The sequence below is a fragment of the Fusibacter sp. A1 genome, from assembly GCF_004125825.1.
Lineage (GTDB): Bacteria > Bacillota > Clostridia > Peptostreptococcales > Acidaminobacteraceae > QQWI01.
Window position 1 is genome coordinate 100,451 of sequence record NZ_QQWI01000002.1, and the last position, 24,678, is coordinate 125,128.

General features: G+C 45.4%; 29 protein-coding genes. 27 read left to right on the forward strand and 2 right to left on the reverse strand.

The window, feature by feature from the left end; genetic code table 11:
• Positions 1 to 100 precede the first annotated feature (100 nt).
• The 10 genes from ftsY (at position 101) to DWB64_RS02500 (ending at position 6,990) form a co-directional block, all read left to right on the forward strand.
• Complete coding sequence (gene ftsY / locus DWB64_RS02455; RefSeq protein WP_348983813.1) at positions 101 to 1,048, forward strand: signal recognition particle-docking protein FtsY; 948 nt, start codon at positions 101 to 103, stop codon at positions 1,046 to 1,048.
• Between the two features lie 95 nt (positions 1,049 to 1,143).
• Positions 1,144 to 1,488 (forward strand): YlxM family DNA-binding protein, encoded by a 345-nt coding sequence (ylxM, locus tag DWB64_RS02460; protein ID WP_129486602.1) that lies wholly within the window; start codon positions 1,144 to 1,146, stop codon positions 1,486 to 1,488.
• 10 nt (positions 1,489 to 1,498) lie between these two features.
• Positions 1,499 to 2,836, forward strand: coding sequence for a signal recognition particle protein (gene ffh / locus DWB64_RS02465; protein WP_129486603.1), 1,338 nt, complete (start codon positions 1,499 to 1,501; stop codon positions 2,834 to 2,836).
• Between the two features lie 59 nt (positions 2,837 to 2,895).
• Positions 2,896 to 3,159, forward strand: coding sequence for a 30S ribosomal protein S16 (gene rpsP, locus DWB64_RS02470; protein ID WP_129486604.1), 264 nt, complete (start codon positions 2,896 to 2,898; stop codon positions 3,157 to 3,159).
• A 24-nt stretch (positions 3,160 to 3,183) separates the two neighbouring features.
• Positions 3,184 to 3,414, forward strand: a complete 231-nt coding sequence (locus DWB64_RS02475; protein WP_129486605.1) for a KH domain-containing protein — start codon at positions 3,184 to 3,186, stop codon at positions 3,412 to 3,414.
• A gap of 56 nt (positions 3,415 to 3,470) precedes the next feature.
• Positions 3,471 to 3,983 carry a ribosome maturation factor RimM gene (rimM, locus tag DWB64_RS02480; protein ID WP_129486606.1) on the forward strand — a complete coding sequence of 171 codons (513 nt, stop codon included), beginning with the start codon at positions 3,471 to 3,473 and terminating at the stop codon, positions 3,981 to 3,983.
• A complete protein-coding gene (trmD, locus tag DWB64_RS02485; RefSeq protein ID WP_129486607.1) occupies positions 3,973 to 4,770 on the forward strand; it encodes a tRNA (guanosine(37)-N1)-methyltransferase TrmD in 798 nt (265 codons plus the stop codon). Before rimM ends, trmD begins: the two co-directional genes overlap by 11 nt.
• A 114-nt stretch (positions 4,771 to 4,884) precedes the next feature.
• Positions 4,885 to 5,229: a 50S ribosomal protein L19 gene (gene rplS / locus DWB64_RS02490; RefSeq protein WP_129486608.1), complete on the forward strand. Its 345-nt coding sequence runs from the start codon at positions 4,885 to 4,887 to the stop codon at positions 5,227 to 5,229.
• Between the two features lie 57 nt (positions 5,230 to 5,286).
• Positions 5,287 to 6,174 (forward strand): ribosome biogenesis GTPase YlqF, encoded by an 888-nt coding sequence (gene ylqF / locus DWB64_RS02495; protein ID WP_129486609.1) that lies wholly within the window; start codon positions 5,287 to 5,289, stop codon positions 6,172 to 6,174.
• A 132-nt stretch (positions 6,175 to 6,306) separates the two neighbouring features.
• The gene (locus DWB64_RS02500; protein WP_129486610.1) at positions 6,307 to 6,990 is read left to right on the forward strand and encodes a LytTR family DNA-binding domain-containing protein; all 684 of its coding nucleotides are present in this window, start codon (positions 6,307 to 6,309) and stop codon (positions 6,988 to 6,990) included.
• Positions 6,991 to 7,040: 50 nt separating this feature from the next.
• Here the strand turns inward: DWB64_RS02500 and DWB64_RS02505 are convergent, their stop codons facing one another.
• On the reverse strand, positions 7,041 to 7,388 hold the full coding sequence (locus tag DWB64_RS02505; RefSeq protein WP_129486611.1) for a hypothetical protein: 348 nt from the start codon (positions 7,386 to 7,388) through the stop codon (positions 7,041 to 7,043).
• A gap of 103 nt (positions 7,389 to 7,491) precedes the next feature.
• Positions 7,492 to 8,079: a glycerol-3-phosphate 1-O-acyltransferase PlsY gene (plsY, locus tag DWB64_RS02510; RefSeq protein WP_129486612.1), complete on the reverse strand. Its 588-nt coding sequence runs from the start codon at positions 8,077 to 8,079 to the stop codon at positions 7,492 to 7,494.
• Between the two features lie 154 nt (positions 8,080 to 8,233).
• Between plsY and prmA the strand changes: the two genes are divergently transcribed.
• The 17 genes from prmA to ppdK all read left to right on the forward strand — a co-directional run bounded on the left by prmA (position 8,234) and on the right by ppdK (position 24,661).
• Positions 8,234 to 9,172 (forward strand): 50S ribosomal protein L11 methyltransferase, encoded by a 939-nt coding sequence (gene prmA / locus DWB64_RS02515; RefSeq protein ID WP_129486613.1) that lies wholly within the window; start codon positions 8,234 to 8,236, stop codon positions 9,170 to 9,172.
• A complete protein-coding gene (locus DWB64_RS02520; RefSeq protein WP_129486614.1) occupies positions 9,173 to 9,907 on the forward strand; it encodes a 16S rRNA (uracil(1498)-N(3))-methyltransferase in 735 nt (244 codons plus the stop codon).
• A gap of 128 nt (positions 9,908 to 10,035) precedes the next feature.
• On the forward strand, positions 10,036 to 11,337 hold the full coding sequence (mtaB, locus tag DWB64_RS02525) for a tRNA (N(6)-L-threonylcarbamoyladenosine(37)-C(2))-methylthiotransferase MtaB (protein ID WP_129486615.1): 1,302 nt from the start codon (positions 10,036 to 10,038) through the stop codon (positions 11,335 to 11,337).
• Positions 11,334 to 11,684 (forward strand): histidine triad nucleotide-binding protein, encoded by a 351-nt coding sequence (locus tag DWB64_RS02530; RefSeq protein ID WP_129486616.1) that lies wholly within the window; start codon positions 11,334 to 11,336, stop codon positions 11,682 to 11,684. Before mtaB ends, DWB64_RS02530 begins: the two co-directional genes overlap by 4 nt.
• A gap of 210 nt (positions 11,685 to 11,894) precedes the next feature.
• The gene (rpsU, locus tag DWB64_RS02535) at positions 11,895 to 12,074 is read left to right on the forward strand and encodes a 30S ribosomal protein S21 (RefSeq protein ID WP_129486617.1); all 180 of its coding nucleotides are present in this window, start codon (positions 11,895 to 11,897) and stop codon (positions 12,072 to 12,074) included.
• 71 nt (positions 12,075 to 12,145) lie between these two features.
• Positions 12,146 to 12,589: a GatB/YqeY domain-containing protein gene (locus DWB64_RS02540; RefSeq protein WP_129486618.1), complete on the forward strand. Its 444-nt coding sequence runs from the start codon at positions 12,146 to 12,148 to the stop codon at positions 12,587 to 12,589.
• A gap of 142 nt (positions 12,590 to 12,731) precedes the next feature.
• Entirely contained in the window at positions 12,732 to 13,688 is a 957-nt protein-coding gene (locus tag DWB64_RS02545) for a PhoH family protein (RefSeq protein WP_129486619.1), read from the forward strand.
• Between the two features lie 28 nt (positions 13,689 to 13,716).
• Positions 13,717 to 14,190, forward strand: a complete 474-nt coding sequence (ybeY, locus tag DWB64_RS02550) for an rRNA maturation RNase YbeY (RefSeq protein WP_129486620.1) — start codon at positions 13,717 to 13,719, stop codon at positions 14,188 to 14,190.
• A 1-nt stretch (position 14,191) separates the two neighbouring features.
• The gene (locus tag DWB64_RS02555; protein WP_129486621.1) at positions 14,192 to 15,352 is read left to right on the forward strand and encodes a DUF3048 domain-containing protein; all 1,161 of its coding nucleotides are present in this window, start codon (positions 14,192 to 14,194) and stop codon (positions 15,350 to 15,352) included.
• Positions 15,353 to 15,370: 18 nt separating this feature from the next.
• Positions 15,371 to 15,763 (forward strand): cytidine deaminase, encoded by a 393-nt coding sequence (locus DWB64_RS02560; RefSeq protein ID WP_129486622.1) that lies wholly within the window; start codon positions 15,371 to 15,373, stop codon positions 15,761 to 15,763.
• Positions 15,764 to 15,783: 20 nt separating this feature from the next.
• Positions 15,784 to 16,683, forward strand: a complete 900-nt coding sequence (gene era / locus DWB64_RS02565; RefSeq protein ID WP_129486623.1) for a GTPase Era — start codon at positions 15,784 to 15,786, stop codon at positions 16,681 to 16,683.
• 54 nt (positions 16,684 to 16,737) lie between these two features.
• A complete protein-coding gene (mgtE, locus tag DWB64_RS02570; RefSeq protein ID WP_129486624.1) occupies positions 16,738 to 18,126 on the forward strand; it encodes a magnesium transporter in 1,389 nt (462 codons plus the stop codon).
• Positions 18,127 to 18,143: 17 nt separating this feature from the next.
• Positions 18,144 to 18,881: a DNA repair protein RecO gene (gene recO, locus DWB64_RS02575; protein ID WP_129486625.1), complete on the forward strand. Its 738-nt coding sequence runs from the start codon at positions 18,144 to 18,146 to the stop codon at positions 18,879 to 18,881.
• A 33-nt stretch (positions 18,882 to 18,914) separates the two neighbouring features.
• Complete coding sequence (locus DWB64_RS02580) at positions 18,915 to 19,454, forward strand: DUF4342 domain-containing protein (RefSeq protein ID WP_129486626.1); 540 nt, start codon at positions 18,915 to 18,917, stop codon at positions 19,452 to 19,454.
• Positions 19,455 to 19,781: 327 nt separating this feature from the next.
• On the forward strand, positions 19,782 to 21,173 hold the full coding sequence (locus DWB64_RS02585) for a glycine--tRNA ligase (protein ID WP_164980193.1): 1,392 nt from the start codon (positions 19,782 to 19,784) through the stop codon (positions 21,171 to 21,173).
• 184 nt (positions 21,174 to 21,357) lie between these two features.
• Positions 21,358 to 21,987 (forward strand): helix-turn-helix transcriptional regulator, encoded by a 630-nt coding sequence (locus DWB64_RS02590; RefSeq protein ID WP_129486627.1) that lies wholly within the window; start codon positions 21,358 to 21,360, stop codon positions 21,985 to 21,987.
• A 31-nt stretch (positions 21,988 to 22,018) separates the two neighbouring features.
• A complete protein-coding gene (gene ppdK / locus DWB64_RS02595) occupies positions 22,019 to 24,661 on the forward strand; it encodes a pyruvate, phosphate dikinase (RefSeq protein ID WP_129486628.1) in 2,643 nt (880 codons plus the stop codon).
• The last annotated feature ends 17 nt before the right edge of the window (positions 24,662 to 24,678 follow it).

Sequence of the window (24,678 nt, forward strand, 5' to 3'; positions counted from 1 at the left end):
GGAGCAGCCTTTGGAAGACGAGCCTTTGGAGGAACAGCTTTTGGAAGAGCAGCCTCTTGAAGAGCAGCCTCTGGAAGAGCTGCCTGTTGAGGAAGAAGAGATGCTTGAAGCAGTGGAACCAGCCGCTGAAAAGCAGGGCGGATTCTTTACAAAGCTGATCAAAGGGCTGGATAAGACACGTAAGAACATCACCGATAAGATCGACAACCTTGTCAACAACTACGGAGAGATCGATGAGGAGCTGTTTGAAGAGCTTGAAGAAATCCTTATCACAGCGGATATCGGGATGACGACGACGATGAGGTTGATCGAAGAGTTAAGGGAAGAGCTTGTCAAACGAAAAGTCACAGATGTGGCAATGGTCAAACATGTCCTTCGCGATGTGATGGCGATGAATTTGAACACGGTTGAAGAAACCGCTTTAAATACAAAAACGCCATCGGTCATCCTGGTAATCGGCGTCAACGGTGCCGGTAAGACGACATCGATCGGTAAGATTGCAAACCTGATCAAGAGCGAAGGGAAATCGGTGCTTCTTGCGGCAGCGGATACCTTTAGGGCGGGAGCCATCGAACAGCTGATTGTTTGGGGAAAACGTTCGGGTATCGAAGTCATCGCCCAGTCCGAGGGATCAGATCCGGCGGCTGTCGTATTTGACGCTGTGCAAGCTGCAAAGGCGCGAAAAACAGATGTGCTGATCTGCGATACGGCAGGAAGACTGCACAACAAGGTCAATCTGATGAACGAGCTGAACAAGATCTTCAGGATCATCGACAGGGAATACCCAGATGCCAACCGTGAGGTGCTGCTTGTACTTGACGCGACGACCGGGCAGAATGCCATTCAGCAGGCCAAACTGTTTCAGGAGACAGCTCCGATCACTGGAATCGTCCTGACGAAACTAGATGGTACAGCTAAGGGTGGATTCGTATTCGCCATCAAATCAGAACTAGGTATCCCGGTGAAACTGATCGGTGTCGGCGAGGGCATCAATGACTTGCAACACTTCAATCCAGAGGAATTTGCCGACGCGCTGATGGAACAATAAAATAAAGTAAAGCAAAAGAGCTTGACAAGCTTTTGACTCAAGGGTATACTCTTTAAGTAAAGTTAAAATGCTTTACAGTGTTGGAGTGATTATACATGATTGAGAAAAAACTTGAATTGACACTGCTCTTTGATTTTTACGGAGAGCTGCTAACTGAAAAACAAGAAGAAGTTATGTCGCTTTATTTGATAGATGATTACGGATTTGTCGAGATTGGTGAGAACTTATCCATCTCAAGACAAGCGGTTTACGACAAGATTAAGAAGTCGACAAAGATGTTATACGATTACGAGGACAGACTTGGACTTGTAAAACGATATAACGAAAGGCAGCTTAAGCTTATGAACGTCGTGTCTAAACTGGAAAGCCTCAGGGCGTATCAGGAGACCGACGGATTAAACGACATCATCGAAGAAGTTCAGGCAATCTTGTCATTATAAGGGGAAACACATGGTTTTTGAAAACTTAGCAGATAAGCTGCAAGGAGCATTTAAGAATTTAACCGGTCGCGGTAAGCTGACTGAAAAAGACGTGAAGGATGCGATGAGAGAAGTCAAACTCGCGCTTCTTGAAGCGGACGTCAACTTTAAGATCGTAAAGGACTTTGTAAAAAAAGTTACCGATAGAGCGATCGGAATAGAAGTACTCGGTAGTTTAACACCTGGACAACAGGTCATTAAGATAGTAAATGAAGAATTAACGGAGTTGATGGGTAAGGAAAATGTAAAATTGACCTACTCGTCACAGTCTCCAACAACATATATGCTTGTCGGACTTCAAGGTGCGGGTAAAACGACCACTGCCGGTAAACTGGCCGCCGTCTTGAGAAAACAGGGCAAGAAGCCTTTACTTGTGGCGTGTGACATCTACAGACCTGCTGCGATCAAACAGCTTCAGGTCGTCGGAAAACAACTCGACATTCCAGTATTCGCTTTGGGAGACCAGGTCAGTCCGATTGAAATTGCAAAACAAGGTATCGCACATGCGAAAAAATATTTCAATGACGTGGTGATCCTGGATACGGCCGGTCGTCTTCATATAGACGAAGAGCTGATGGGTGAGCTGAAAAGCATACAGTCAGAGGTGAAACCGCAAGAGATCTTACTTGTTGTCGACTCGATGACAGGTCAGGATGCGGTAAATGTAGCAGACCATTTCAACGCCAGTCTTGAAATCGACGGTGTGATCTTAACGAAACTTGACGGTGATACCCGTGGTGGTGCCGCGCTATCTGTGCGTGCTGTTACCGGTAAGCCGATCAAATATGCATGTGTGGGTGAAAAACTTTCTGAAATAGAGGAGTTCCATCCTGACCGTATGGCAAGTAGAATACTTGGCATGGGTGATGTGCTAAGCCTTATCGAAAAGGCGCAAGAAGCGATCGATGAAGACAAGGCGATTGCAATGGCTGAAAAGCTTAAAAAAGCGGAGTTCGATCTTGAAGACTTCTTAGATCAACTTCAGCAGATGAAAAAAATGGGTCCTCTCGGCGACATCCTAAAGATGATACCGGGTATGAATAAGAACATGATGAAAGATGTGAACGTCGACGAGAAACAACTTGTCAGGACAGAAGCGATCATTCAGAGTATGACCCGAAAAGAAAGACAGAAGCCTGGAATACTGAATGCAAGCCGAAGAAAAAGAATCGCTGCAGGAAGTGGTACGACCGTTGCCGATGTCAATCGGCTTATCAAACAGTTTGAAGACATGAAAAAGATGATGAAACAGTTTGGTAAGATGAACAAGGGCGGTAAAAGAGCCGGTGGGTTCAAAATGCCGTTTTAGATCGGACTTAAATGCCAACGCATTTTAAGCATAAACAATTCATCAAGGAGGTGAAATACATGGCTGTTAAAATTAGAATGAAAAGAATGGGATCTAACAAAAAACCTTTTTATAGAGTAATTGTTGCTGATTCAAGATCTCCTAGAGATGGTAGATTTATCGAAGAGTTAGGTTTTTACAACCCTCTTACTGAACCTGCTGAAATCAAAATCAATGAAGAAAGAGCGATCAAATGGTTGAAAGACGGTGCACAACCGACTGAGACTGTTAAAATGCTTCTTACTAAAGAAGGCATTATCCAAAAGTTTAAAGACCAAAAATAGTCCGACGACAAATGGAGGTGCACAATGGGTGAACTAGTTAAAAGAATTGCTGAAGCACTAGTTGATTATCCTGAGCAAGTTGCTGTTACTGAAAATGTCACAGAACATGCCATTGTGGTTGAACTGAGAGTCGCACCTGAAGATATGGGTAAAGTGATCGGTAAACAAGGGAGAATTGCTAAAGCGATTCGAACAGTTGTGAAAGCTGCGTCAGCGCGTGAAGAAAAGCGCGTCGTTGTCGAAATTTTACAATAAAGTAAACCCACTGCATAAGCAGTGGGTAAATTTATGTCAAGAGTTGGAGGTCCCGGATGTCTGGATATTTAACTATCGGGAAAATTGTGAATACACATGCGTTAAAAGGTGAGGTGAAAGTCTATCCTTTTACGAGTGATTTGAAACGATTCGAAGAAGTCGGTTATGTGTACTTGGATAAAAAAGGCGAGCAGGCCCTAAAAATCGTTGGGGTCAAGTATCAAAAAAACATGTTGATTATCAAATTCGAAGGTTACAATCATATAAACGATGTTGAAAGATTGAAAAATAGAGAGCTGTACATTGACCGGGAAACTCAAGGTGCCAACCTTGAAGAAGAAGAGTTCTATGTGGAAGACCTGATCGGTCTTGATGTAGTGACAGAGGATCAAGTCAGCCACGGCGTTGTGACAGACGTCATTCAAAACAAGTCACAGGACTTGCTTGAAATTCAGAACGGTTCGAAAAGATGGTTTCTTCCTTTTGTAGAAGCATTTGTTGTCGAGCTTGATTTTGACAACAAGAAGATGGTTGTGGAACTGATTGAAGGGCTTATCGATGAAAATTGATGTGATCACCCTTTTTCCAGAACTTGTGAAGGGTGGACTTTCTGAGTCGATGATCAAGAGAGCGATGGACTCAGGACATGTGTCCATCGACACGCATAATCTCAGAGATTTTACAGTCTATAAGCATAACAAGGTCGATGATACCCCATATGGCGGCGGTGCCGGTCTTGTAATGCAGGTAGATCCTGTGAAAAGGGCGCTTGAGCATGTGAATCCTACAGGTGAGGCGCATGTGATCTATTTTACTCCACGTGGCAAGACGCTCAATCAAAAGCGGGTCCAGGAGCTTTCCAAGAAAAGTCGACTGGTCATGCTCTGTGGACACTATGAAGGTTTTGATCAGAGGATCATCGACGCTTATGTCGACGAGGAGATCTCCATCGGTGATTTCATCCTTACTGGCGGTGAACTCGCCGCAGCTGTCACAATTGACGCGACGGTCAGGCTTCTTGAAGGCGTGCTCGGCAGAGCCGAATCCCATCAGGACGAAAGTTTTGAGAATGACCTGTTAGAGTATCCGCACTACACGAAGCCCGCGGAATACGAGAACATGCCTGTTCCAGAGGTTCTCTTGAGTGGACATCATCAGAATATCGAAGATTGGCGCTATGCGAAATCACTTGAAATCACTTATGAAAGACGAAGAGATCTCTTCGACCTACATATTGAAAAAGTGCTTATGAGAGCCGATCAGAAGGAATTCAAACGCTTGAAGAAGTGTCTTTCGATCGTAGGAATGGACCATGTGGTGGAACTTCCGATAAAAGAGAGACATAGGCGCAAGTAATGCCCAAAAGACTATTGTATGGACTACGTCTATGTGATATAATGAGTTTTGTGATTACGGATGTTCCTCTGCTCCTTGAGGGTATTGAACGTCTAGACGAGGGGAGGGAAACCCATGAATATTATCAATCAATTAGAATCAGAACAATTGAAAGCAGAAGTTACACCATTTAACGTTGGTGACACAGTTAAGCTACACCTTAGAATTACTGAAGGTAAGCGTGAGAGAATTCAGATTTTCGAAGGCGTTGTTATGAAAAGACAAGGCGGCGGTGTTAGCGAAACAGTTACTGTAAGAAAAATTTCTTACGGCGTTGGTGTTGAAAAGACACTTCCTGTACATTCTCCAAAAATCGAGCAAATCGAAGTTGTGAGAAGAGGTAAAGTTAGAAGAGCTAAGCTTAACTACTTAAGGGATCGTGTTGGTAAAGCTGCAAAAGTTAAAGAGCGCATGCGCTAATTAAGCAAAAAGGGCTGGTTATCCAGCCCTTATGTTTTTTTAAGAAAGGAGTACGGCATGATCATAAACTGGTATCCAGGTCATATGAAGAAAACACATGACTTGATCAAACAAAATTTAAAATTGGTCGACTGTGTAGTTGAGCTACTTGACGCTCGCATGCCCTATTCGAGTAAGAACCCAATATTCGAAGAACTGATCGGTAACAAGACGAAAGTGGTCGCACTCAACAAGGCGGATCTCGCGGACCCTGTCTCACTACAAGCCTGGGTAGAAGATTATAGACGCTGCGGAATCGAAGCGGTTCCAATCGACGCGATCCATGGTAAAGGCATCTCAAACCTGCTTGCCGCCGTTAAACGCGCCAGTCAGGACTTGACGGATAAACTTGAAAGACAAAATAGAAAGCAACGTGCGATACGCATGATGATCATAGGAATTCCCAATGTGGGAAAATCGTCCCTTATCAACAACCTTGCAGGTTCAAAATCCGCTAAAACGGGTAACAGGCCTGGTGTGACAAAAGGTAAGCAGTGGGTGAGGGTGAAAAACGACATCGAATTGTTCGATACTCCAGGAATCTTGTGGCCTAAAATCGAGGACCAGTATGTCGGTCTCAATTTGGCCTTCACAGGATCGATCAAGGATGAAATTCTGCCACTTGAGGAGATCGCGCTATACTTTGTCCGCGATACGCTTCATCGGTATAAGGAAAATTTCGAAACGCGCTATAATGTAGAAATCGACCCTGATGAGCCGCTTAAGGCGATAGAAGACATCGCGATCAGAAGAGGGTGCATCCAATCCAAGCACAGCGTCGACTACCAACGAGTATCACGTCTCATACTGGATGAATTCAGAAGAGGCATCATAGGTCAAATCTCGCTTGAGACGCCAGAAAGTGTCAAAGAGCATCTTGATAGAAAGTATGAAGAACCTTCATAAAATTTTCATAAACATGAAATACAGTAATTGCAACGCCACGAACCTTCGTGGCGTTTTTTTTTTGATTTGCTTGTTTGCTGTTTTGATTATTCGGGTGGCTTTCGGATATATAAGGCGTGAAGGAGGTGTTATATGAATTGTCATGTAATGTATGTGGGATCACAAGATTATATTATAGAGACTCTTAAACGAGATATCATACCTGAGAGCTGCTCAGGATATAGCTTCGAAAGATCGCAGTGGGAAGGGTTGCTAGAATCCTTAAAAACTAAAGATATCGATATGATCATAGCAGAAACCGGTACAAAGGAACAACTGCAGCAATTGATCACGATCAGGAAGCAATGGCCGGCAGTGCACTTGGTGCTGATCGCACTTCAACATTTTGAATTGAACGATATATTCAGCACACATCCTTTTGATATGTGGCGAATTCCCCTACAACGGGAGCATATGCTCAAAACCTTTAAGGAGGTCTCGGAGTTAAGGAATATCCTAAGCAAGACGGAGCCTATCTATGAACTTTCGACCAAGCAGGGGAGGGTCAGCCTTCCTCTTCATCACATTCTCTATTTTGAGAAACAGCAGAGAAAGATCAAGGTAATCACCCGTGACGGTAATTATGACTTTTACGGCACAATTAAGGCCCTAAAGGACGAAAAGAAAATCGCATCCAATTTTGTACAGACCCACCAGGGCTTCCTGGTGAACAGAACGCATATAAAATGCATCGGACACGACGATGTGACCTTGTTCCAGAACAATGAAGGCATACCGCTCTCAAGAAGGTTTAGGCAGAGCCTTATGCATGACTGACCTTAAGATCTAACTATAAAAGCCCGCTCAATTTATTGAGCGGGCTTTCATCAATGTGTGGTTTCGGGATCGAAGTTTCGAAGCGCTATCTCGATAAGGGCATAGACATCCTCGATCTTATCGCCTTTGAAGATCCATTCGTGCTTGTTGTGCCCCACTTCGTGGTGATGTCTCACCTCGATCGGATTATCCTTGTAAAGGTCGGGCACTGGAACGTCAAAAATGACCACCAGCGTGTTCAGGTCATCGACAAGCTTCAGTATCCTGTTGCCTGTGTGCCACTTGAATTCAACGCCGTCCGTAAGCTGCACGCTTGTGAACTGGTCTCCAAGAAGTCTTTTGACAGCCTTCACGTAGTTGAATCCCTTACCCATAAAATCATAATGGTGTTTGCTCATAATTATCACTCCGTTTCATTAAAAAAGAGGTATGTATTTTACTCATACCTCAAAATTTATAATTGAAACAGATTGTCTATCGTGGAAGTACATGGTGTAGCGATCATGAAGTCTTCTTTTGACCGAAGCGGCTTTCCTCGCCTCTGAGCAAGCGTCCGATATTGCTCTTATGTCTGTAGATCACAAACAGGGACATGATGAAACTGAATAGGATGAATGCGTCGGTTGTTTTTAACAGTATCGCCAGCACCGGAAGAAGCATCGCCCCTAAGATGGAGGATAGCGATACGATACGTGTCGTTCCGATCATCATGACCATGAATAAAAGCAAAGAGACGAAGATGACGGGGTTTACGACTAGCACGATGCCCGCAGCTGTGGTGACGCCCTTGCCGCCTTTGAAGCCGAGCATGTAAGAATAGCAGTGACCGATCATTGAAAAGACACCTGCGATCAGTCCGGCCTCATAACCCCAAAGATTACTCGCGACGATCACGGCTGCGATGCCTTTGAGAATATCTCCAAGAAATGCGACAAGAGCGCCCTTGGCGCCGCATATGCGATAGACATTGGTCGCGCCGACATTGCCGCTACCTACTGTTCGAATATCTACTTTTTTTAATAATTTAGGAACAACAAATGAAAAAGGGATGCTGCCGATCAGATACCCAAGAACGATTGCATAGATCATATGACTCTCCTCGCAACTATAATAAATATTGACATAAATATAATACCATGTTTTAGCACCTAATACTAGTAGCAAAAGTTAAGTTTGCACTTCACTTGTGGATTGCTTACGTCTCTATTATAAGTTACAATACACTAAGAAAGGAAGTGTTGATATGTGGTATGAACTAAAAATAAAAACAACAACTCAAGCGTGTGAGGCCATCTATAATATACTGATCGAAAACGAGGTAAGCGGTATCGTGACAGAAGACCCGAACGACGAGGTCTACAGCGAAGGCTACAAAGGCGATTGGGACTATTTCGGTCAGGAAGCGCTAGTATTTGAATATGATGGAACACTGATAAAAGGGTATGTCGAATTAGAACCTGAGTCCGCCGAAATGAAAGTGCAAGAGATTCAGCATAAGATTGCGGGATTAACGGAGTTCGGACTGGATCCGGGTCTTGCAGAAGTCGTTTTCAGCGAAGTGCATGAAGAGGACTGGGTCGATGAATGGAAGAAATACTATAAGCCTTTTGAAATCGCAGAAGATATCGTCATCTGCCCCGTGTGGGAAGAATATGAGCCTAGTGGGGGTCAACAGATGATTTTGATGGATCCAGGTAAGGCTTTCGGTACAGGAACCCATGAGACGACGACGCTTTGCGCCCAGAAGATTAAAAAATATCTTGGGGATACTAAAACGTTATATGACGTCGGATGTGGCAGTGGAATACTCGCGATCATAGGTTCTGTGATGGGAATACCGAGTGTCTACGGCGTGGACATCGATGAGAAAGCGGTGGAGGCGAGCCGTGAAAACGCGGCGCTCAACCACCTTGAGGGCAAAGTCAAGTTTGAACTCGGAAACCTGATCGACCTTTTTGAAGAACCTGCAGACATGATTGTCGCGAACATCATCGCAGATGTGATCATCATGCTGTCTTCAGACATACACAGGCTCATGCATGAGAACACCATGTTTATCTCATCGGGAATCCTTGTGGAAAAAAGACAAGAGGTAGAAGCCGCTTTGATCTCAAACGGGTTTGTGATCGTTGAGGCCGAGGATAAGGGCGAATGGTCTGTGATCGTATCTAAGAGGGCTTAAATGAACAGATTCTATATAGAAAAGAAAAATGTAGACAAGCAGCAAAATGTCGCGGTGATTACAGACAGGGACGAACTGAAGCATCTTACCAAAGTCCTTAGGCTTGAGGTGGGTGACCATATAGAAGTGTGCGACGGAGAGGGAACCGATTATCTTGGTGAAATCGCATCTGTAGGACAGGATGAGGTCGGACTAACACTGCTTGAGGGACTGCCGTCAAGAGAAATGCCTGTGAAGGTGGATCTCTACCAAGGTGTTCCCAAGGGTCAAAAATGGGATTACCTGCTACAAAAATCTGTAGAATGCGGTGTTCACAGCATCGTTCCTGTGCAGATGAAAAGGTCGGTTGCTAAGATCAGCGATGAGAAATCATCTAAAAAGCAGGGAAGATGGCAAAAAATCGCCGATGAGGCGGCAAAGCAGTCCAAACGAAGCATCAAACCACTTGTAAAAGAATCGGTTAGCTTCAGTGAGGCGCTGACCATGATGGGAGACTATGATCTGGTGCTTGTCGCTTATGAGAACGAACGGCTCAACTCGCTTAACAAAATAAGCGACTTGGTGGGTGATGCCTCAAAGATTGCGATCTGGATCGGACCTGAGGGTGGAATCGCGGACGAAGAAATCGACAGGCTAAAGGAGTTCGCCCAGGTAATCAGTCTGGGTAAGCGTATTTTAAGAACAGAAAGCGCTGCGATGGTCCTGCTGTCTCAGATTAGTTATATCGTAGAATAGATGGATGCCGCTCATATTGAGCGGCGTCTTTGTTGTTGAGGGAGAGACGCTAGAAATCAGCTGCCATGCATTGCGATGGTAAATGGAATCCGAAGGTGGTATAATCATATAAAAATGGAGGTGCTGTTTTGAGTAAAAGAACTGTAGCGTTTTATACGCTTGGCTGCAAAGTGAATCAATATGAAACCGAAGCCATGAAGGCGTTATTCATAAAAAACGGAGATGAGGTCGTAGAGGCTTCTGAGTCTGCGGATGTGTATGTGATCAATACCTGTACTGTAACGAGTGTAGGTGACAAGAAATCAAGGCAGTTCATTAGAAAAGCCAAACGGATGAATCCTGAGGCGCTGGTCGCTGTGGTCGGTTGCTACGCACAGATAGCTCCGGACGAAGTGATGGCCCTTGACGGAGTGAACCTAGTGCTCGGGACAGACGAGAGAGCTAAGATCGTGGATTATCTTGGTTCTGTGTCAGGTAACGAAAAGCGTAAGGTCGTCGGTGACATTATGGATACCTACGATTTTGAGGAGCTTCAGATCGAGGGTGTGTCCGGCAAGACAAGGGCCTTCCTAAAAATACAGGAAGGCTGCAACCAGTACTGTTCGTACTGCATCATCCCCTACGCCAGAGGCAACATAAGAAGCAGGGAACCCTTTAATGTTATTTCTGAAGTGAGAAGGGTTGTCGCACACGGCTATAAGGAAATCGTGCTGACAGGAATCCATCTTGCCTCTTACGGTAAAGACCAGATCGACATCGACCTGATCACACTGCTTGAAAAGCTAAATGAGGTGGAGAGTCTAGAACGAATCAGACTTGGCTCGCTAGAGCCTCAGCTGATCGATTCGGATTTTGTGGATAGGCTGAAAAAAGTAGACAAGTTTTGCGACCAGTTCCACTTGTCCATGCAGAGCGGCTGCGATACGACACTGAAGAGGATGAACAGAAAATACACGACCGCCCAGTACATGGAATCGGTGCGACTGATAAGAAACGCTTATCCTGACGCTGCGATCACCACGGATGTGATCGTAGGTTTCCCTGGGGAAACTGATGAGCACTTCAACGAGACTCAAGCCTTTGTAGCCAGCGTCGGATTTTCTGAGATGCATGTTTTTAAATATTCAAAACGTGAAGGAACCAAGGCTTACCTGATGCCTGATCAGATCGATGAGCAAGTCAAGGAAGCCAGAAGCCAGAAGCTGATCCATCTGGCTGAGAAAATGCAACACGCCTATTTGGAAAAGTTCATCGGCACCGAGGTCGAAGTACTTCTCGAGAAGGTGTCCGGGCACGGCAAGTTCGCAAAAGGCAATTCTAAAGCCCATGTGACGGTTGAAGTGATCGGAGAAGGCATGAAGGAAAATACGCTTGTCGTCTGTAAGGTGGATGACAGGGAGGATTTGAGACTTATCGGGAGGTTGTTATGATGAATTGTGTGTTCTGTAAAATAATCGCTGGAGAAATTCCGTCGGTCAAGGTCTATGAAGACGAACATCTTTATGCCTTTAGGGATGTGAACCCTGAAGCGCCTGTGCATATCCTGATCGTACCCAAGGCACATATCGAATCCTTAAGTACTGCAGATGACGATCACATTGACGTACTTGGAAGAATTCAACTGGTTGCCGCGCATATCGCAAAACTCGAGAATATCGACAAAACTGGCTACAGGCTCGTGAACAATTGCGGACACGATGGTGGTCAGACGGTCTTCCATGTGCATTATCACCTGCTGGGCGGCCAAAAAATGGGATGGCCACCCTTTGAAAAGTGATATTTGAAAGAAATTTCTTCGATTTGCGAAAAAAATCAAATTGTTAATTGCAAATTGATTTTTAATAATGTATAATTACTAGGTACTGCAAAAGCCAAGAAATATTTGTAGTGCAGATTAGATAAAAATACACTATCTAATCTTGTTCCTCTGTGAATATGGCCTAGAGCTATAAGCAGAGTGCATCAAAGCACGGAGGGAGGTTTTGTCATGTCTGGTATCATTATTGGCGAAAACGAATCAATTGATAGCGCACTTAAACGCTTTAAAAGAGAAACAGCGAGAGCTGGTCTTATGGCTGAGATTAGAAAAAGAGAACACTATGAAAAGCCAAGCGTTAAGCGTAAAAAGAAATCGGAAGCCGCTAGAAGAAAAAAGAAAAAAAGATAATGTAGTGTTTATGAGGCACTTACATTAAGTTTGTGCCTCGACACTTAATAGCATAATTGTGAGGTGAAATCATGGCGCTCAAAGAACAGCTCATGGCCGATCTAAAAGAGGCCATGAAAGCAAAGGACGCCGTAAGAAAATCGACGATTACTATGCTTAGGGCAGCAATCAAGCAAGTAGAAATCGATACGCGCGAGGAGCTTAGTGAAGATGACTGTATAGAAATCATCATCAAGCAAATCAAGCAGAAACGTGCAGCCCGAGAAGAATTTATAAAAGGACAACGACAAGACTTGGCCGATGAAGCCGAATCTGAAATCGAAGTTCTTATGGCTTATATGCCTGAACAGTTATCTGAAGAAGAAGTCATTGCCATTATCAAAGCAGGTATCGCGTCTACTGGTGCGACATCTATGAAGGAAATGGGTAAAGTGATGGGCGCTGTCAAAGATCAACTCAACGGCAGATCTGACAATAAATTCGTTGCTGATCAAGTTAAAAAGCTCTTATCTTAGAAGTCAGAAGAAGCAGAACAATCGTTCTGCTTTTTTTTCGTTAAACCGTTTTTTCCTACAAGGGAATCCATATTCAGTCCAAGCTGTGGTAAAATTGAGTGACAGCAAGCAGCACGATTCTGATTCGATAAAAGGAGCTTTTATGGAAAAAACACGATATATAACGGTAGAAAATCTGGATACCCTCTATATGCTGTTTGGAAATCTGGATGAACATGCTAAATTGATAGAAGAGCGCTTTCACGTAAAAATGACATCAAGGGATTCTCAAATAGTCATCTCGGGACTCGATAGCGGAGTCGCTATGACAGAAGACCTCTTGAGTGTTCTTATAAGAAGAATCGCATCGGGCGATGTGATCGACAAACAGGCCCTGCAGTACGCGATGAGCCTTGTTAAAGACTACAAAAGCGAAGCGGTGCTCGATTTGGCAGATGGGGCGGTCTGCATGACAAGCAAGGGGCGACTCATCAAGGCCAAGACGCTCGGTCAAAGCGAGTATGTCAAGGCGATGGAGACCCATGAGGTGGTATTCGGTGTAGGTCCTGCCGGTACAGGCAAGACGTTCTTAGCGGTTGCCATGGCGATTCGCGCCTTTAAGAATAAAGAGGTGGAACGCATCGTGATCACACGGCCTGCGATTGAAGCGGGAGAGTCCTTGGGTTTCTTGCCGGGTGATCTGCAGCAGAAGATCGATCCCTACTTAAGACCGCTTTATGACGCCCTTTATGAGATTCTGGGCATGGAATCCTATCTCAAGTTTAAGGAAAGAGGCCTTATCGAGGTCGTACCTCTGGCGTATATGCGCGGTAGAACGCTCGACAACGCCTTCATCATTCTTGATGAGGCTCAAAACACCACAAAGGCGCAGATGAAGATGTTCCTGACAAGGTTCGGATTCGGGTCGAGAGTGGTTGTAAACGGAGACATGACACAGGTCGACCTTGCCAGCAATAAAGAGAGCGGTCTTGTCCATGCGCTTAAAGTACTGAAAAATGTGAAGGAAATCTCTTTGCATGAGTTTTCAGGGAAAGATGTTGTGCGCCATGATCTTGTGAAAAAAATCATCAGCGCCTATGATGTTGTGGAGAATTCGTAAATTTGAGGGTCGCCTATCAGGAGGAACGATGGATATATTGATTGAAAACGAACAAACGGAATATGAGGTAACTGAAGCGCTTTTATCGCTGATCGAGCAGAGTGTGAAAGAAACGGTAAGGGCTGAAAATTTTGATGAGGATTATGAAGTGAGCATCACGCTTGTCAGCGCTGAGAGAATTAGAGAACTCAATCGCGAGTACCGTGCAAAAGACAGCGTAACAGATGTCTTGAGCTTTATTACCTACACCGAGGACGGATTTGAAGTTTATGATGACGAGCCGGTGATGCTTGGTGATGTGGTGATCTGCCTCAAAAGAGCGGATGAGCAGGCCGGTGAGTTCGGGCACAGTATCGAGAGGGAAGTGGCCTACCTTGTATGTCATTCAATGCTTCACCTCTTGGGATACGACCACATGAAAGCTGAAGACAAGACTGAAATGAGATTAAGAGAAAAAGTGATCATGAAAACAATGGGACTCGAAAGAATTGTGGGGGAATAGCATGAGAAGGTTTTGGGGGATTTTGATTTTGGTGCTTATGCTTGCGCTTTCGCTTACCGCTTGTGGCAAGGATGACGGACAGACAAGCGGGGACGACACAAGAGGTGAGGATTCACAGGCAGTCACAGAAGCCGTCGGTGATGAGGACTCGGAGACAGACGCTTCAGATAAAAACGCAGTAGAAGTGGTTCAAAAAGAAACTGAAAGTGAAGTGGAGGAACCAACGGCCACTGAACCGACAAAGCCTGTCGAGGGTCAGACCTACAGTAAACTCAATGGAAGGGTCATCTCCGATGCAGCCGCCGATAGAAGGCCCCTGGCAGTGATGATGGATAACCACTACTTGGCAAGACCCCAGGCGGGGCTAGCTGCCGCTGATATCGTATATGAAGTGCTTGTCGAAGGGAAAATCACGAGGTATCTTGCCATTTTTCAGTCGGAACTTCCAACCGATATCGGTCCGATAAGAAGCGCCAGACCTTACTTTTTAAGACTTGCGATGGAATATGACGCGCTTTATACCCACGTTGGCGGATCCGAACAGGCGAAATCGGAAATCAAGAGCTTTCAGATGGCTGACATCGATGGACTTTCAAGCGGCGGGGATACCTTTTGGAGAAAAAACCATAAGAAGATGCCCAACAACATGTACGCATCCTCCGAATCGCTTTTGGACTGGGCTAAACGCAAAGACTACAGGTCGACAGCCACCTTTGATGGCAGAGCGTTTGACTATGAGCTAAAAGCATCGGAGACTTCTAGGGATCAACTTAAGGTAAAAGTTGTCTACAAAGCGCCTTCTGCAAAAGATTCATTAGGTTATTTTATTGACTTCGTATATAATGAAGAAAGCAAGTCTTACCTTCGTTCTGTCAATGGCAAAGACCATCTAGACGAAGCGACGGGTGAGAGATTGTATGCTGATAGCATTATCATTCAAAGAGCCGGCACGAAGGTGATCGATTCATACGGTCGATTGGCGATCGATGTCGTGGGTGAAGGTACAGGTTATTATATCGCTGATGGAAAATCAGTGGAGATAGTCTGGAAAAAATCAGCAGATAGAGAGAGAACGGTCTATTATGACACTACCGGAAACGAACTAAAGATAAAACCGGGTAAACTGTGGATTCAAATGGTTACGTCTGATTATCAGTTGTAGAATAACTGGAGGGATCATATGGAATATCGAAAATTACTGGATATGGCGATAGAAACAACAAAACTTGCTTATGCGCCATATTCAAAAGTGCAAGTTGGTGCGGCCCTGCTTGGTAAATCAGGTAAGGTCTATACGGGTGTGAATGTAGAGAACGTATCGTTCGGAGCGACAAACTGCGCGGAACGTACTGCGATATTTAAAGCCGTTTCTGAGGGAGAGCTCGAGTTTACAGCGATTGCTGTAGCAAGCAGTCTTGATCACCCGATCACACCTTGTGGCATCTGCAGACAGGTCATCGCCGAATTCGGTTCGAACATCGAAATCATTTTGGGTGATGAGAAGGACTACACCGTCCATAAGGTGACTGAATTACTACCGTTAGGATTTTTTAAAGAAGAGTTGTTGGACTAATCGTCCAGGAGGAGTTTAAGATGGCATTTAAATCAGGATTTGTATCGATTATCGGCAGACCCAACGTTGGTAAGTCGACACTGCTTAACTGTATTGTAGGCGAGAAAATCGCAATTATGACAAACAAACCGCAAACCACACGTAATACCATACGTGCGATTTATCATGAAGAAGAGGCTCAGGTTGTATTTATGGACACTCCTGGTATCCATAAGCCAAAACATAAGTTGGGCGAATACATGGTGAATGCCGCAAAGACGACTTTCAACGAAGTCGATCTAGTGCTGTTTATGGTGGACGATTCGGCTAAAATCGGACCTGGGGACCAGTATATCCTTGATATGCTCCAAGAAGTGAAGACGCCGGTGTTTGTCGTTATCAACAAACTTGACCTATTGATGCCAGAAGACTTCGAAGTAATCTATAATCAATACATGGCACTTCCGCAAGTCACAGAAGTTTACGGAATATCCGCACTACATAAATCCAATGTCGACGGGCTGATGAAGGCTGTAGTGAATACGCTGAACGAAGGACCCATGTTCTTCCCTAACGACATGGTGACTGACCAGCCTGAACGGGCGATCGTATCTGAAATCATCAGAGAAAAGCTGCTTCTTTACCTAGAAGATGAAATTCCGCATGGCGTCGCCGTGTCAATCGAGTCCTTCAAGGAAAGAAAAGGTAAACCGCTTGTGGACATACAGGCGACGATCATCTGCGAGAAGAAATCCCATAAAGGCATCATTATTGGAAAGCAAGGCAGAAAACTAAAAGGTATCGGAAAATCAAGCCGTGAAGATATTGAAAAACTCCTCGGTACAAAGGTTTATTTAGAGCTGTGGGTTAAAATCAAGGAAGGTTGGAGAAATGATTCCAGCCAACTGAAAAACTACGGTTACGATTCTAAGGATTTGTAATTTGACCCCTGTCTATGACAGGGGTTTTCTTATAAGAAAGTACGAGGTGACAGCATGAAAATGTACATGGATGATAAAGAGCGGTTCAGTCAGCTGCACGATACGGTCCTTCATCACTTATTGGAAAGCGATGATCAGACGGTAATCAGCGCAATCGAAGAGATTCACTACGCTGACTTAGCTGAAATAATGATGGAACTCGAAGACAACGAGAGGAACAGGCTCTTCACCCTGCTCACCAGAAATCAAGCGGCGGCCGTGTTCAGCAATATCGACTCGGATGTTTTTGAAGACCTGTTCGCGCTCTTAAAGCACGAACAGAAAATTGCCATCCTAGACCTGATGGGTCAGGATGATATCGTTGATATCCTGGGCGAAGTTTCAGACGCCCTTAAAAATAGAATCATCTCTCTTCTTGATCAGGAGGATCGGGAGGATGTTGCAGAACTGCTTGTCTACGACGAGGACACTGCCGGCGGTATCATGACCAAGGATTACATCGACGTGAAGCGTACGATGACCATTGGTGATGCCATCGGGCATTTGAGAACTACGGCTCCAGAGGCAGAGACCATCTACTATGTCTATGTCACAGACGAGGGCGATAAGCTTGCTGGTATCGTTTCGCTGCGTGAGTTGATTGTTGCGAATCCTGCTGTGAAAGTGGAAGATGTCATGATCGAATCGGTGATTCATGTCCATGTATCCACAGACCAGGAAGAAGTTGCAAGGATCGTATCGAAATACAACCTGCTTGCGGTTCCAGTCATCGATGACAATGAACTGCTTGTCGGTATCGTCACAGTCGATGATATCATCGATGTACTCGAAGAAGAGGCGACAGAGGATATCCTAAGGATCGCCGGTATCGGTGATGAAGAACTCGACCACTACGAGGACTCCTTTTTCACAAGCGTGCTCTACTCAGTGAAGGCCAGGCTGCCCTGGCTTATCGTTACCATATTCGGAGGAATGCTGTCGGCGTTTGTGATCTCAGGCTTTTCTGAAGCCTTGGCGGCGGATCAGACCATCGCCCTATTCATGCCGCTCCTTGCGGGTATGGGAGGTAATGTGGGAACGCAGAGTTCGACGCTTACTGTCAGGAACATCGCCATCAACGACATACAGGGGTCAGAAGTCGGCAGGACTCTCCTTCAGGAGGTCTTTGTAGGATTCATGGTCGGTCTTGTGTGCTCAGCGATTGTTGGTGTCATGTCTTACCTTATGAAGGGAAGAATGATGCTAAGTTTGATTGTAGGGCTTGCGATGTGGGCAAACATCCTGACAGCGGCAACCATCGGTACGCTTGTTCCGCTTATCTTTAAACGAATCGGAGTCGATCCTGCTGTAGCGTCCGCCCCTTTTATCACTACAACGATCGACATCACTGGATTATCGATCTACTTTACACTGGCGACACTGATGATGGCGCATTTACTTTAAAAACTGTGGGTGACTAAATGTTAATGAACACACAAGGGTTGGTTCTAGGTCGTAAGAAAGTCGCTGATAGCGATGTGATCATTACGCTTTTTACCAAGACCCAAGGAAAGCTTAGGGTTTACGCAAATGGAGCACGGCATCCGAAATCGAAATTCGCATCGGGCACGCAACCATTTGTAGAGGGTGAGTTCGCACTAGTCATTAAAAAGGATTTATCCTCCTTGAATGAAATAACCATCAAGGACGCCCACGTGGGCATCAGGTCGGATATGAACCGTCTTTTTCTTGGGAGCTATATGCTCGAGCTGATCGACGCAGCCCTTGAGGACGGAGACCATATCAATAAATTGTACGATGTGGTCGTCTATGCGATCAGGGCGCTTGAGACCGCCACGGACCTTAAGGTGCTGAAGGTGGTGTACGGTCTTAAGATCGCGCAGAAGATGGGGTTTGAACCGGTGTTGTTCTCCTGCAGCTCATGCGGGACGCAGAAGAATCTCACACCTAATTTCAGTGTTAATCTTGGTGGCGTGTTATGTGGTGATTGCGCAGGGCATTTAACGGGTATTACTAAAATCACATTAGAACATTTGAAATGGATTAACGTTGCATTAAAAAGCCCCTTTAGTACTATTCAAGACTTAAATGTTAGTGATAGAATGATTACAGAGATAGATTTTCTTGTGGATCGTTTTATCGAGGCTCATCTTGTGAGACGTCCACTCAAAAGCCTTGAGGTATTAAAACAAATGTGAGCGAAAATTCGCTACTGTAAAAGGAGGATTCATATGAACATTACATTAGAGCAAGTTGATCAAGTGATTGATCGTACAGGTGTTTCTTATAAGGAAGCAAAAGAAGCGCTAGAGCATACGAATGGTGACGTTTTAGAAGCTATCGTCTATCTTGAGCAAGGTGAAGAAGGCGAAGCATCGACAATGAACCAGTTTGGACAAGACATCATCGCATCACTTAAAGACATGATTAAAAAAGGTAATGTGACACGAATTTACCTAGACAAAGATGGTAAGACTGTGGTTGATATCCCTGTCACTGCTGGCGCTCTAGGTGCTGTCTTCTTTGCAGGACCAACGGTTGTTGCGATTATCGCAGCGCTTGCCACTGGCTGTGAGCTTAAAATCGTCAAAGAAGACGGTGAAGTGATCAATGTCAAAGACGTCACAAAAGACACGCTTGAAAACGTAAAAGAAAAAATCAATGAAGCGGCAAGCAAACACCATGCTCATAAAGAAGAAGTAAAAGAAGAAGTAAAAGAAGAAGCGGAAGAAAAAGAAGAAGTCAACGAGTTTGACGAAGACGAATTCTAAAGTGGGTAGGACGAGCCGGCGGGTAGCCGGCTCGTTTTTTTGTGATGAGAACTTGTCAAAGAGGTGACTTTATGCTATGATGCTCTTACAAATGGTGTTTAACCCATAAGGCAGTGCGAAGAACAGAAAGAATCATCCAGATTCATTTTAGAGAGACAACGGTTGGTGTGAGTTGTCATGAAAGCGGATGAGGGGCATCTGGGAGCAGTCTGTAATTAAGGTGGATCTAATTCAATTAGGGTGGAACCGCGGAGCTCATCCGTCCCTTTCCAGGGAGCGGGTGTTTTTTATTTTTTGAAAAGAAGAAGAAAGTAGAAGGAGGATCATATGAAGAATACTGAAAAAACAATGGAGAAAATCGTTGCGCTGACTAAGAATAGAGGCTTTGTATTCCCGGGCTCTGATATTTACGGCGGTCTGGCGAACACGTGGGATTACGGTCCGCTTGGCGTAGAACTTAAAAACAATGTGAAAAAGGCATGGTGGAAGAAGTTCATTCAGGAATCACCCTACAACGTAGGTATGGACGCTGCGATTCTGATGAATCCAAAAGTCTGGGTCGCTTCAGGACACGTTGGCGGATTCAACGATCCCCTCATGGACTGTAAGGCTTGTAAGACCCGTTACAGGGCAGATCAGCTGATCGAGGAATACATGATCAAAAACGACATTGTCGAGAATGTCGAGGGATGGTCTAACGAAAAGATGGAAAGCTATGTTGCGGAAAAAGGAATCGACTGTCCAAACTGCGGCAAGCATGACTATACCGGAATCAGACAGTTCAATCTCATGTTCAAGACGCATCAGGGCGTTACTGACGATTCTTCAACAGAAATCTTCATGAGACCGGAGACTGCGCAAGGAATTTTTGTCAACTTCAAGGCGATTCAAAGGGCAGCGCGTAAAAAAGTACCTTTCGGTATCGGTCAGATCGGTAAGTCGTTCAGAAACGAGATCACACCAGGTAACTTCATCTTCAGAACGCGTGAGTTTGAACAGATGGAGATGGAATTCTTCTGTAAACCGGGCACTGAGTTCGAATGGTTCGACTACTGGAAGCAGTTCAGCCTTAATTGGTTGTCTGAGTTGGGTCTTAAGGACGAGAACGTCAAGTTTAGAGACCACGACGAGGACGAGCTTTCTCACTATTCGAATGCGACGACTGACATCGAGTATCTGTTCCCGTTTGGCTGGGGTGAGCTATGGGGTATCGCCTCTCGTACTGATTTCGACCTCAACAGGCACATGGAACACAGTGGCGTGGACCTTAAGTATGTGGACCCGGTGACGAATGAGAAGTATGTTCCTTACGTCATCGAACCGGCACTAGGTTGCGATAGGGTGACGCTCGCCTTTATGGTAGACGCTTATGACGAAGAAGTGATCGATGAGAAGGACACACGCATCGTGATGCGTTTCCATCCTGCGCTTGCACCTTTCAAAGCGGCGATCTTCCCGCTTTCTAAAAAGCTCAACGATGAAGCATCAGAAGTATTTGCTACATTAAGAAAAGAATTCACAGTGGACTATGACGATGCCGGTTCAATCGGTAAGCGCTATAGAAGACACGACGAAATAGGAACTCCTTTCTGCATCACCTATGACTTTGAATCGAAGGAAGACGGCGCTGTAACGGTCAGACACAGAGATTCGATGGAACAGGAACGTGTGAAGATCGATGAGTTAGTGGAATATATCAGAACGCGAATCGCATTTTAACAAGTAAGAATCGGTGTCAGAAGTTGACACCGATTCTTTTTTTTTCACGCGCCTTAGTAAATCCTCAAATCGTGATATATTAACATATTGGAATATTTATATATAAAAAACCAACATATATATTGACGATTATTTATATAGTACGTATTATATAATCAAAGGTAAGGAAAGGAGCGTGTTATTAGTGCTGACGAAGAGACAAAAAGAAATTATTTCGATTGTTTCGCAGTTCGAACCGATCAGTGGCGATGAAATCGCAAGCAAGCTGGATTTAAGCAAGAGCACCATCCGCTCGGATCTCAGTTTTTTAAGCCATATGGATTATTTGGACGCAAGACAGAAGGTAGGTTACCTGCTGGGTAAGAAGAACAATGAGACCGAGACCTATTCAGAGATTGCCAAGATGAAGGTATCCGAAGTGATGGCGGTCCCGGAAGTGATCGACGAGTCCTTGCCCCTTTACGATGCGATCGCGACGATGTTTTTAGCGAATGTGGGTTCCATCTACATTCACAAGAACAAGAGTCTTGTAGGCGTCGTATCCAGAAAGGACATGATCAAGTCCATGATGGGAGGAGCCGACATAAGCAAGCTCCCTGTGGGCATTGTGATGACAAGGATGCCCAATGTTGTATGGGTGACGCCCAACACCACTGTCGTGTCGGCCGCTCAGCTGATCATCTCGCATCAGATCGACAGTTTGCCGGTGGTTGAAGTGCTCAAAGAGGAAGGGAAGACCGTCTACCGTGTGGTTGGAAGATTTTCTAAGACGGTAGTGTCAAAATTATTTTGTGAAACATTTAGTGAGAATTAGTGGGAATCAACCGATAATTTGGAGGTGCTGAATGAGACAGGTATTTGATTTTATTGAGGCGGACGCGTCGTGGAAGAACCTTTTAGGTGGCAAAGGGGCCAATTTGGCAGAGATGTGCAAACTGGGTCTTCCCGTGCCCGAGGGTTTCACGATCACGACGGAGGCTTGCAGGGCCTATAGCAAAAACGGCAAATCGCATATTCTGTCGATAGAAGGCGAGATCAAAGAGGCAATCGCACGACTTGAGTCGGTAAGCGGCAGACGCTTTGGCGACGAGACGGACCCTCTTTTGGTTTCAGTGCGTTCGGGTGCCCCGGTTTCGATGCCGGGTATGATGGATACTGTCTTAAATCTTGGTCTGAATGAGAAGACCACAGAAGCGCTCGGTAAAATCACAGGTAACATGTCTTTTGCATACGATACCTATAGACGCTTTATTCAAATGTACAGCGATGTGGTCCTCAATATCCCTAAATATCATTTTGACGGCGTGCTCAACAGCCGCTTAAACCACCATAAGGTCGACAATTTCATCGAACTTGACTTAAGTGTGATGGAAGAGATCATCAAGAGCTATTTCCATGTCGTTAAAGTCGAAAAGGGAATCAGTTTTCCTGTTGATCCTTGGGATCAGCTGATGACAGCGATAGAGGCTGTATTTGAATCCTGGAACAATCCCCGTGCAGTGCTGTACCGTAGAATCAACGATATCGCAGACGATATGGGCACAGCTGTCAATGTGCAGCGTATGGTGTTTGGCAATTACGATTCAAGCTCGGGTACAGGCGTGGTGTTCACGAGAAACCCATCCGACGGTACTCCCGGTCTTTATGGTGAATTCCTGCTGAATGCCCAGGGTGAGGACGTTGTGGCCGGTATCAGAACGCCTAATAAGATCGAAAAGCTGCAAGAGCTTCTGCCAGCTTGTTTTGAAGAGCTGTCGAAGGTATGCGGGCGCCTTGAGAAACACTACCTGGACATGCAGGACATCGAGTTTACGATAGAAAGTGAAAAGTTATATATGCTACAGACCCGTAACGGTAAGCGGACAGCGAGAGCGGCGCTTAGGGTGGCAAGGGATCTTGTGAATGAGAGCCTGATCGATAAGGAAACTGCGATCACACGAATCGATACTAAATACGTCGATCAGCTGCTTCATCCGACCTTCGTGCAAACTAGCGCAAAACCTCGTGTCGCGCTGACAACCGGTCTGCCGGCTTCACCAGGGGCAGCGGTGGGGGCAGTTTATTTCTACTCTGAAGATGTGGTTGCCGCCAAAAAAAGGGGTGAGCAAGCGATTCTTGTAAGAAGAGAGACATCTCCTGAGGATATAGAAGGAATGCTCCATGCCGAGGGAATCATCACAGCAAGGGGCGGGATGACATCGCATGCCGCTGTGGTGGCAAGAAGCATGGGAAAATGCTGCGTAGCGGGATGCTCCGAGATGAACGTGAATGAAGAGCTTGGAATCATAGAAGTGGGGCATATCACGGTTAAAAAAGGAGAAATCCTTTCGATCGACGGTAGCACGGGTGAGATCTTCATCGGTGAAATCGAGAAGGAATCAAGCCTTAAGGATGATTTGCTAGAAACCTTCTTAGTGTGGTCGAAGGAACTATCAAAGATAGGAGTCCTGTCCAACTGCGATTCGCCAAAAGATGCGATCACCGCTCTGAACTTCGGCGCCCAGGGGATCGGTCTTTGCAGGACCGAGCATATGTTCTTTGAGAAAAGCAGAATCAAGCTTGTCAGACAAATGATACTTGCAGAAAGTCTCGAAGAGAGACAAGAAGCGCTCCAGGGTTTGCTACCCTTCCAGAGGGAAGACTTTATGGGAATGTTCAGCGCGCTAAATGGTAAGCCGATCGTCATTAGACTGCTTGATCCACCGCTGCACGAGTTCTTACCGACAGGGCACGACGATATCGTCTTGCTTGCCGAGGAGTTCAACAGACCGGTTTCTGAAATCGAGAGCCTTTTGAGCAGGCTCGAAGAAGTCAATCCCATGCTCGGCCACAGGGGATGCAGGCTTGCGATCACCTACCCTGAAATCTATGAAATGCAGACAAGGGCGATCGTAGAAGCTGCGATTAAGGTGAAGGAACAGGGAACTCCGGTGGATGTGGGTATCATGATTCCACTTGTAGGCTTTGTGAAGGAGTTCAAGATACTCAAGCAACTGGTCGAACAAGAGGTACTGAACATCTGCAAAACACACGATACGACACTTAATTATCAGATCGGAACCATGATCGAAGTGCCAAGGGCGGCCTTATGCGCCGACGAGATAGCGGAGCATGCCGACTTTTTCTCCTTTGGAACCAACGACCTTACCCAGATGACACTCGGATTTTCAAGAGACGACTCGGGTAAGTTCATACACGTCTACAAGGACAAGCAAATTTTTGATGCGGATCCGTTTGAATCCCTTGACATAGAAGGCGTTGGAAAACTTGTCGCGACTGCAGCGAAATTAGGAAAAGGCGCCAATAAGGACCTAAAGCTGGGGCTTTGCGGAGAGCAGGGCGGAGATGCGAAAACCATAGCCTTCTGTCTTGAGACCAAACTAGACTACGTATCCTGTTCACCGTTCAGGGTACCGGGAGCCTTAATTGCCGCTGCCCAGGCCAGTGTAAAACAAACTAGGCTTTTAAACTCAGATGTTATGGGGTAGAATTAAGATATCAAATA

Excerpts from the sequence above, each read along its gene's own strand:
- ylqF (WP_129486609.1), top strand. The coding sequence starts at position 5,287 with ATGATCATAAACTGGTATCCAGGTCATATGAAGAAAACACATGACTTG.
- DWB64_RS02500 (WP_129486610.1), top strand. The coding sequence starts at position 6,307 with ATGAATTGTCATGTAATGTATGTGGGATCACAAGATTATATTATAGAG.
- DWB64_RS02560 (WP_129486622.1), top strand. The coding sequence starts at position 15,371 with ATGGAATATCGAAAATTACTGGATATGGCGATAGAAACAACAAAACTT.
- DWB64_RS02475 (WP_129486605.1), top strand. The coding sequence starts at position 3,184 with ATGGGTGAACTAGTTAAAAGAATTGCTGAAGCACTAGTTGATTATCCT.
- plsY (WP_129486612.1), bottom strand. The coding sequence starts at position 8,079 with ATGATCTATGCAATCGTTCTTGGGTATCTGATCGGCAGCATCCCTTTT.
- DWB64_RS02580 (WP_129486626.1), top strand. The coding sequence starts at position 18,915 with ATGAACATTACATTAGAGCAAGTTGATCAAGTGATTGATCGTACAGGT.
- prmA (WP_129486613.1), top strand. The coding sequence starts at position 8,234 with ATGTGGTATGAACTAAAAATAAAAACAACAACTCAAGCGTGTGAGGCC.
- rpsU (WP_129486617.1), top strand. The coding sequence starts at position 11,895 with ATGTCTGGTATCATTATTGGCGAAAACGAATCAATTGATAGCGCACTT.
- era (WP_129486623.1), top strand. The coding sequence starts at position 15,784 with ATGGCATTTAAATCAGGATTTGTATCGATTATCGGCAGACCCAACGTT.
- DWB64_RS02540 (WP_129486618.1), top strand. The coding sequence starts at position 12,146 with ATGGCGCTCAAAGAACAGCTCATGGCCGATCTAAAAGAGGCCATGAAA.
- rimM (WP_129486606.1), top strand. The coding sequence starts at position 3,471 with ATGTCTGGATATTTAACTATCGGGAAAATTGTGAATACACATGCGTTA.
- rplS (WP_129486608.1), top strand. The coding sequence starts at position 4,885 with ATGAATATTATCAATCAATTAGAATCAGAACAATTGAAAGCAGAAGTT.
- ftsY (WP_348983813.1), top strand. The coding sequence starts at position 101 with ATGCTTGAAGCAGTGGAACCAGCCGCTGAAAAGCAGGGCGGATTCTTT.
- recO (WP_129486625.1), top strand. The coding sequence starts at position 18,144 with ATGTTAATGAACACACAAGGGTTGGTTCTAGGTCGTAAGAAAGTCGCT.
- DWB64_RS02545 (WP_129486619.1), top strand. The coding sequence starts at position 12,732 with ATGGAAAAAACACGATATATAACGGTAGAAAATCTGGATACCCTCTAT.
- ylxM (WP_129486602.1), top strand. The coding sequence starts at position 1,144 with ATGATTGAGAAAAAACTTGAATTGACACTGCTCTTTGATTTTTACGGA.
- DWB64_RS02530 (WP_129486616.1), top strand. The coding sequence starts at position 11,334 with ATGATGAATTGTGTGTTCTGTAAAATAATCGCTGGAGAAATTCCGTCG.
- DWB64_RS02505 (WP_129486611.1), bottom strand. The coding sequence starts at position 7,388 with ATGAGCAAACACCATTATGATTTTATGGGTAAGGGATTCAACTACGTG.
- DWB64_RS02520 (WP_129486614.1), top strand. The coding sequence starts at position 9,173 with ATGAACAGATTCTATATAGAAAAGAAAAATGTAGACAAGCAGCAAAAT.
- ffh (WP_129486603.1), top strand. The coding sequence starts at position 1,499 with ATGGTTTTTGAAAACTTAGCAGATAAGCTGCAAGGAGCATTTAAGAAT.
- ybeY (WP_129486620.1), top strand. The coding sequence starts at position 13,717 with ATGGATATATTGATTGAAAACGAACAAACGGAATATGAGGTAACTGAA.
- ppdK (WP_129486628.1), top strand. The coding sequence starts at position 22,019 with ATGAGACAGGTATTTGATTTTATTGAGGCGGACGCGTCGTGGAAGAAC.
- mgtE (WP_129486624.1), top strand. The coding sequence starts at position 16,738 with ATGAAAATGTACATGGATGATAAAGAGCGGTTCAGTCAGCTGCACGAT.
- DWB64_RS02585 (WP_164980193.1), top strand. The coding sequence starts at position 19,782 with ATGAAGAATACTGAAAAAACAATGGAGAAAATCGTTGCGCTGACTAAG.
- trmD (WP_129486607.1), top strand. The coding sequence starts at position 3,973 with ATGAAAATTGATGTGATCACCCTTTTTCCAGAACTTGTGAAGGGTGGA.
- rpsP (WP_129486604.1), top strand. The coding sequence starts at position 2,896 with ATGGCTGTTAAAATTAGAATGAAAAGAATGGGATCTAACAAAAAACCT.
- DWB64_RS02555 (WP_129486621.1), top strand. The coding sequence starts at position 14,192 with ATGAGAAGGTTTTGGGGGATTTTGATTTTGGTGCTTATGCTTGCGCTT.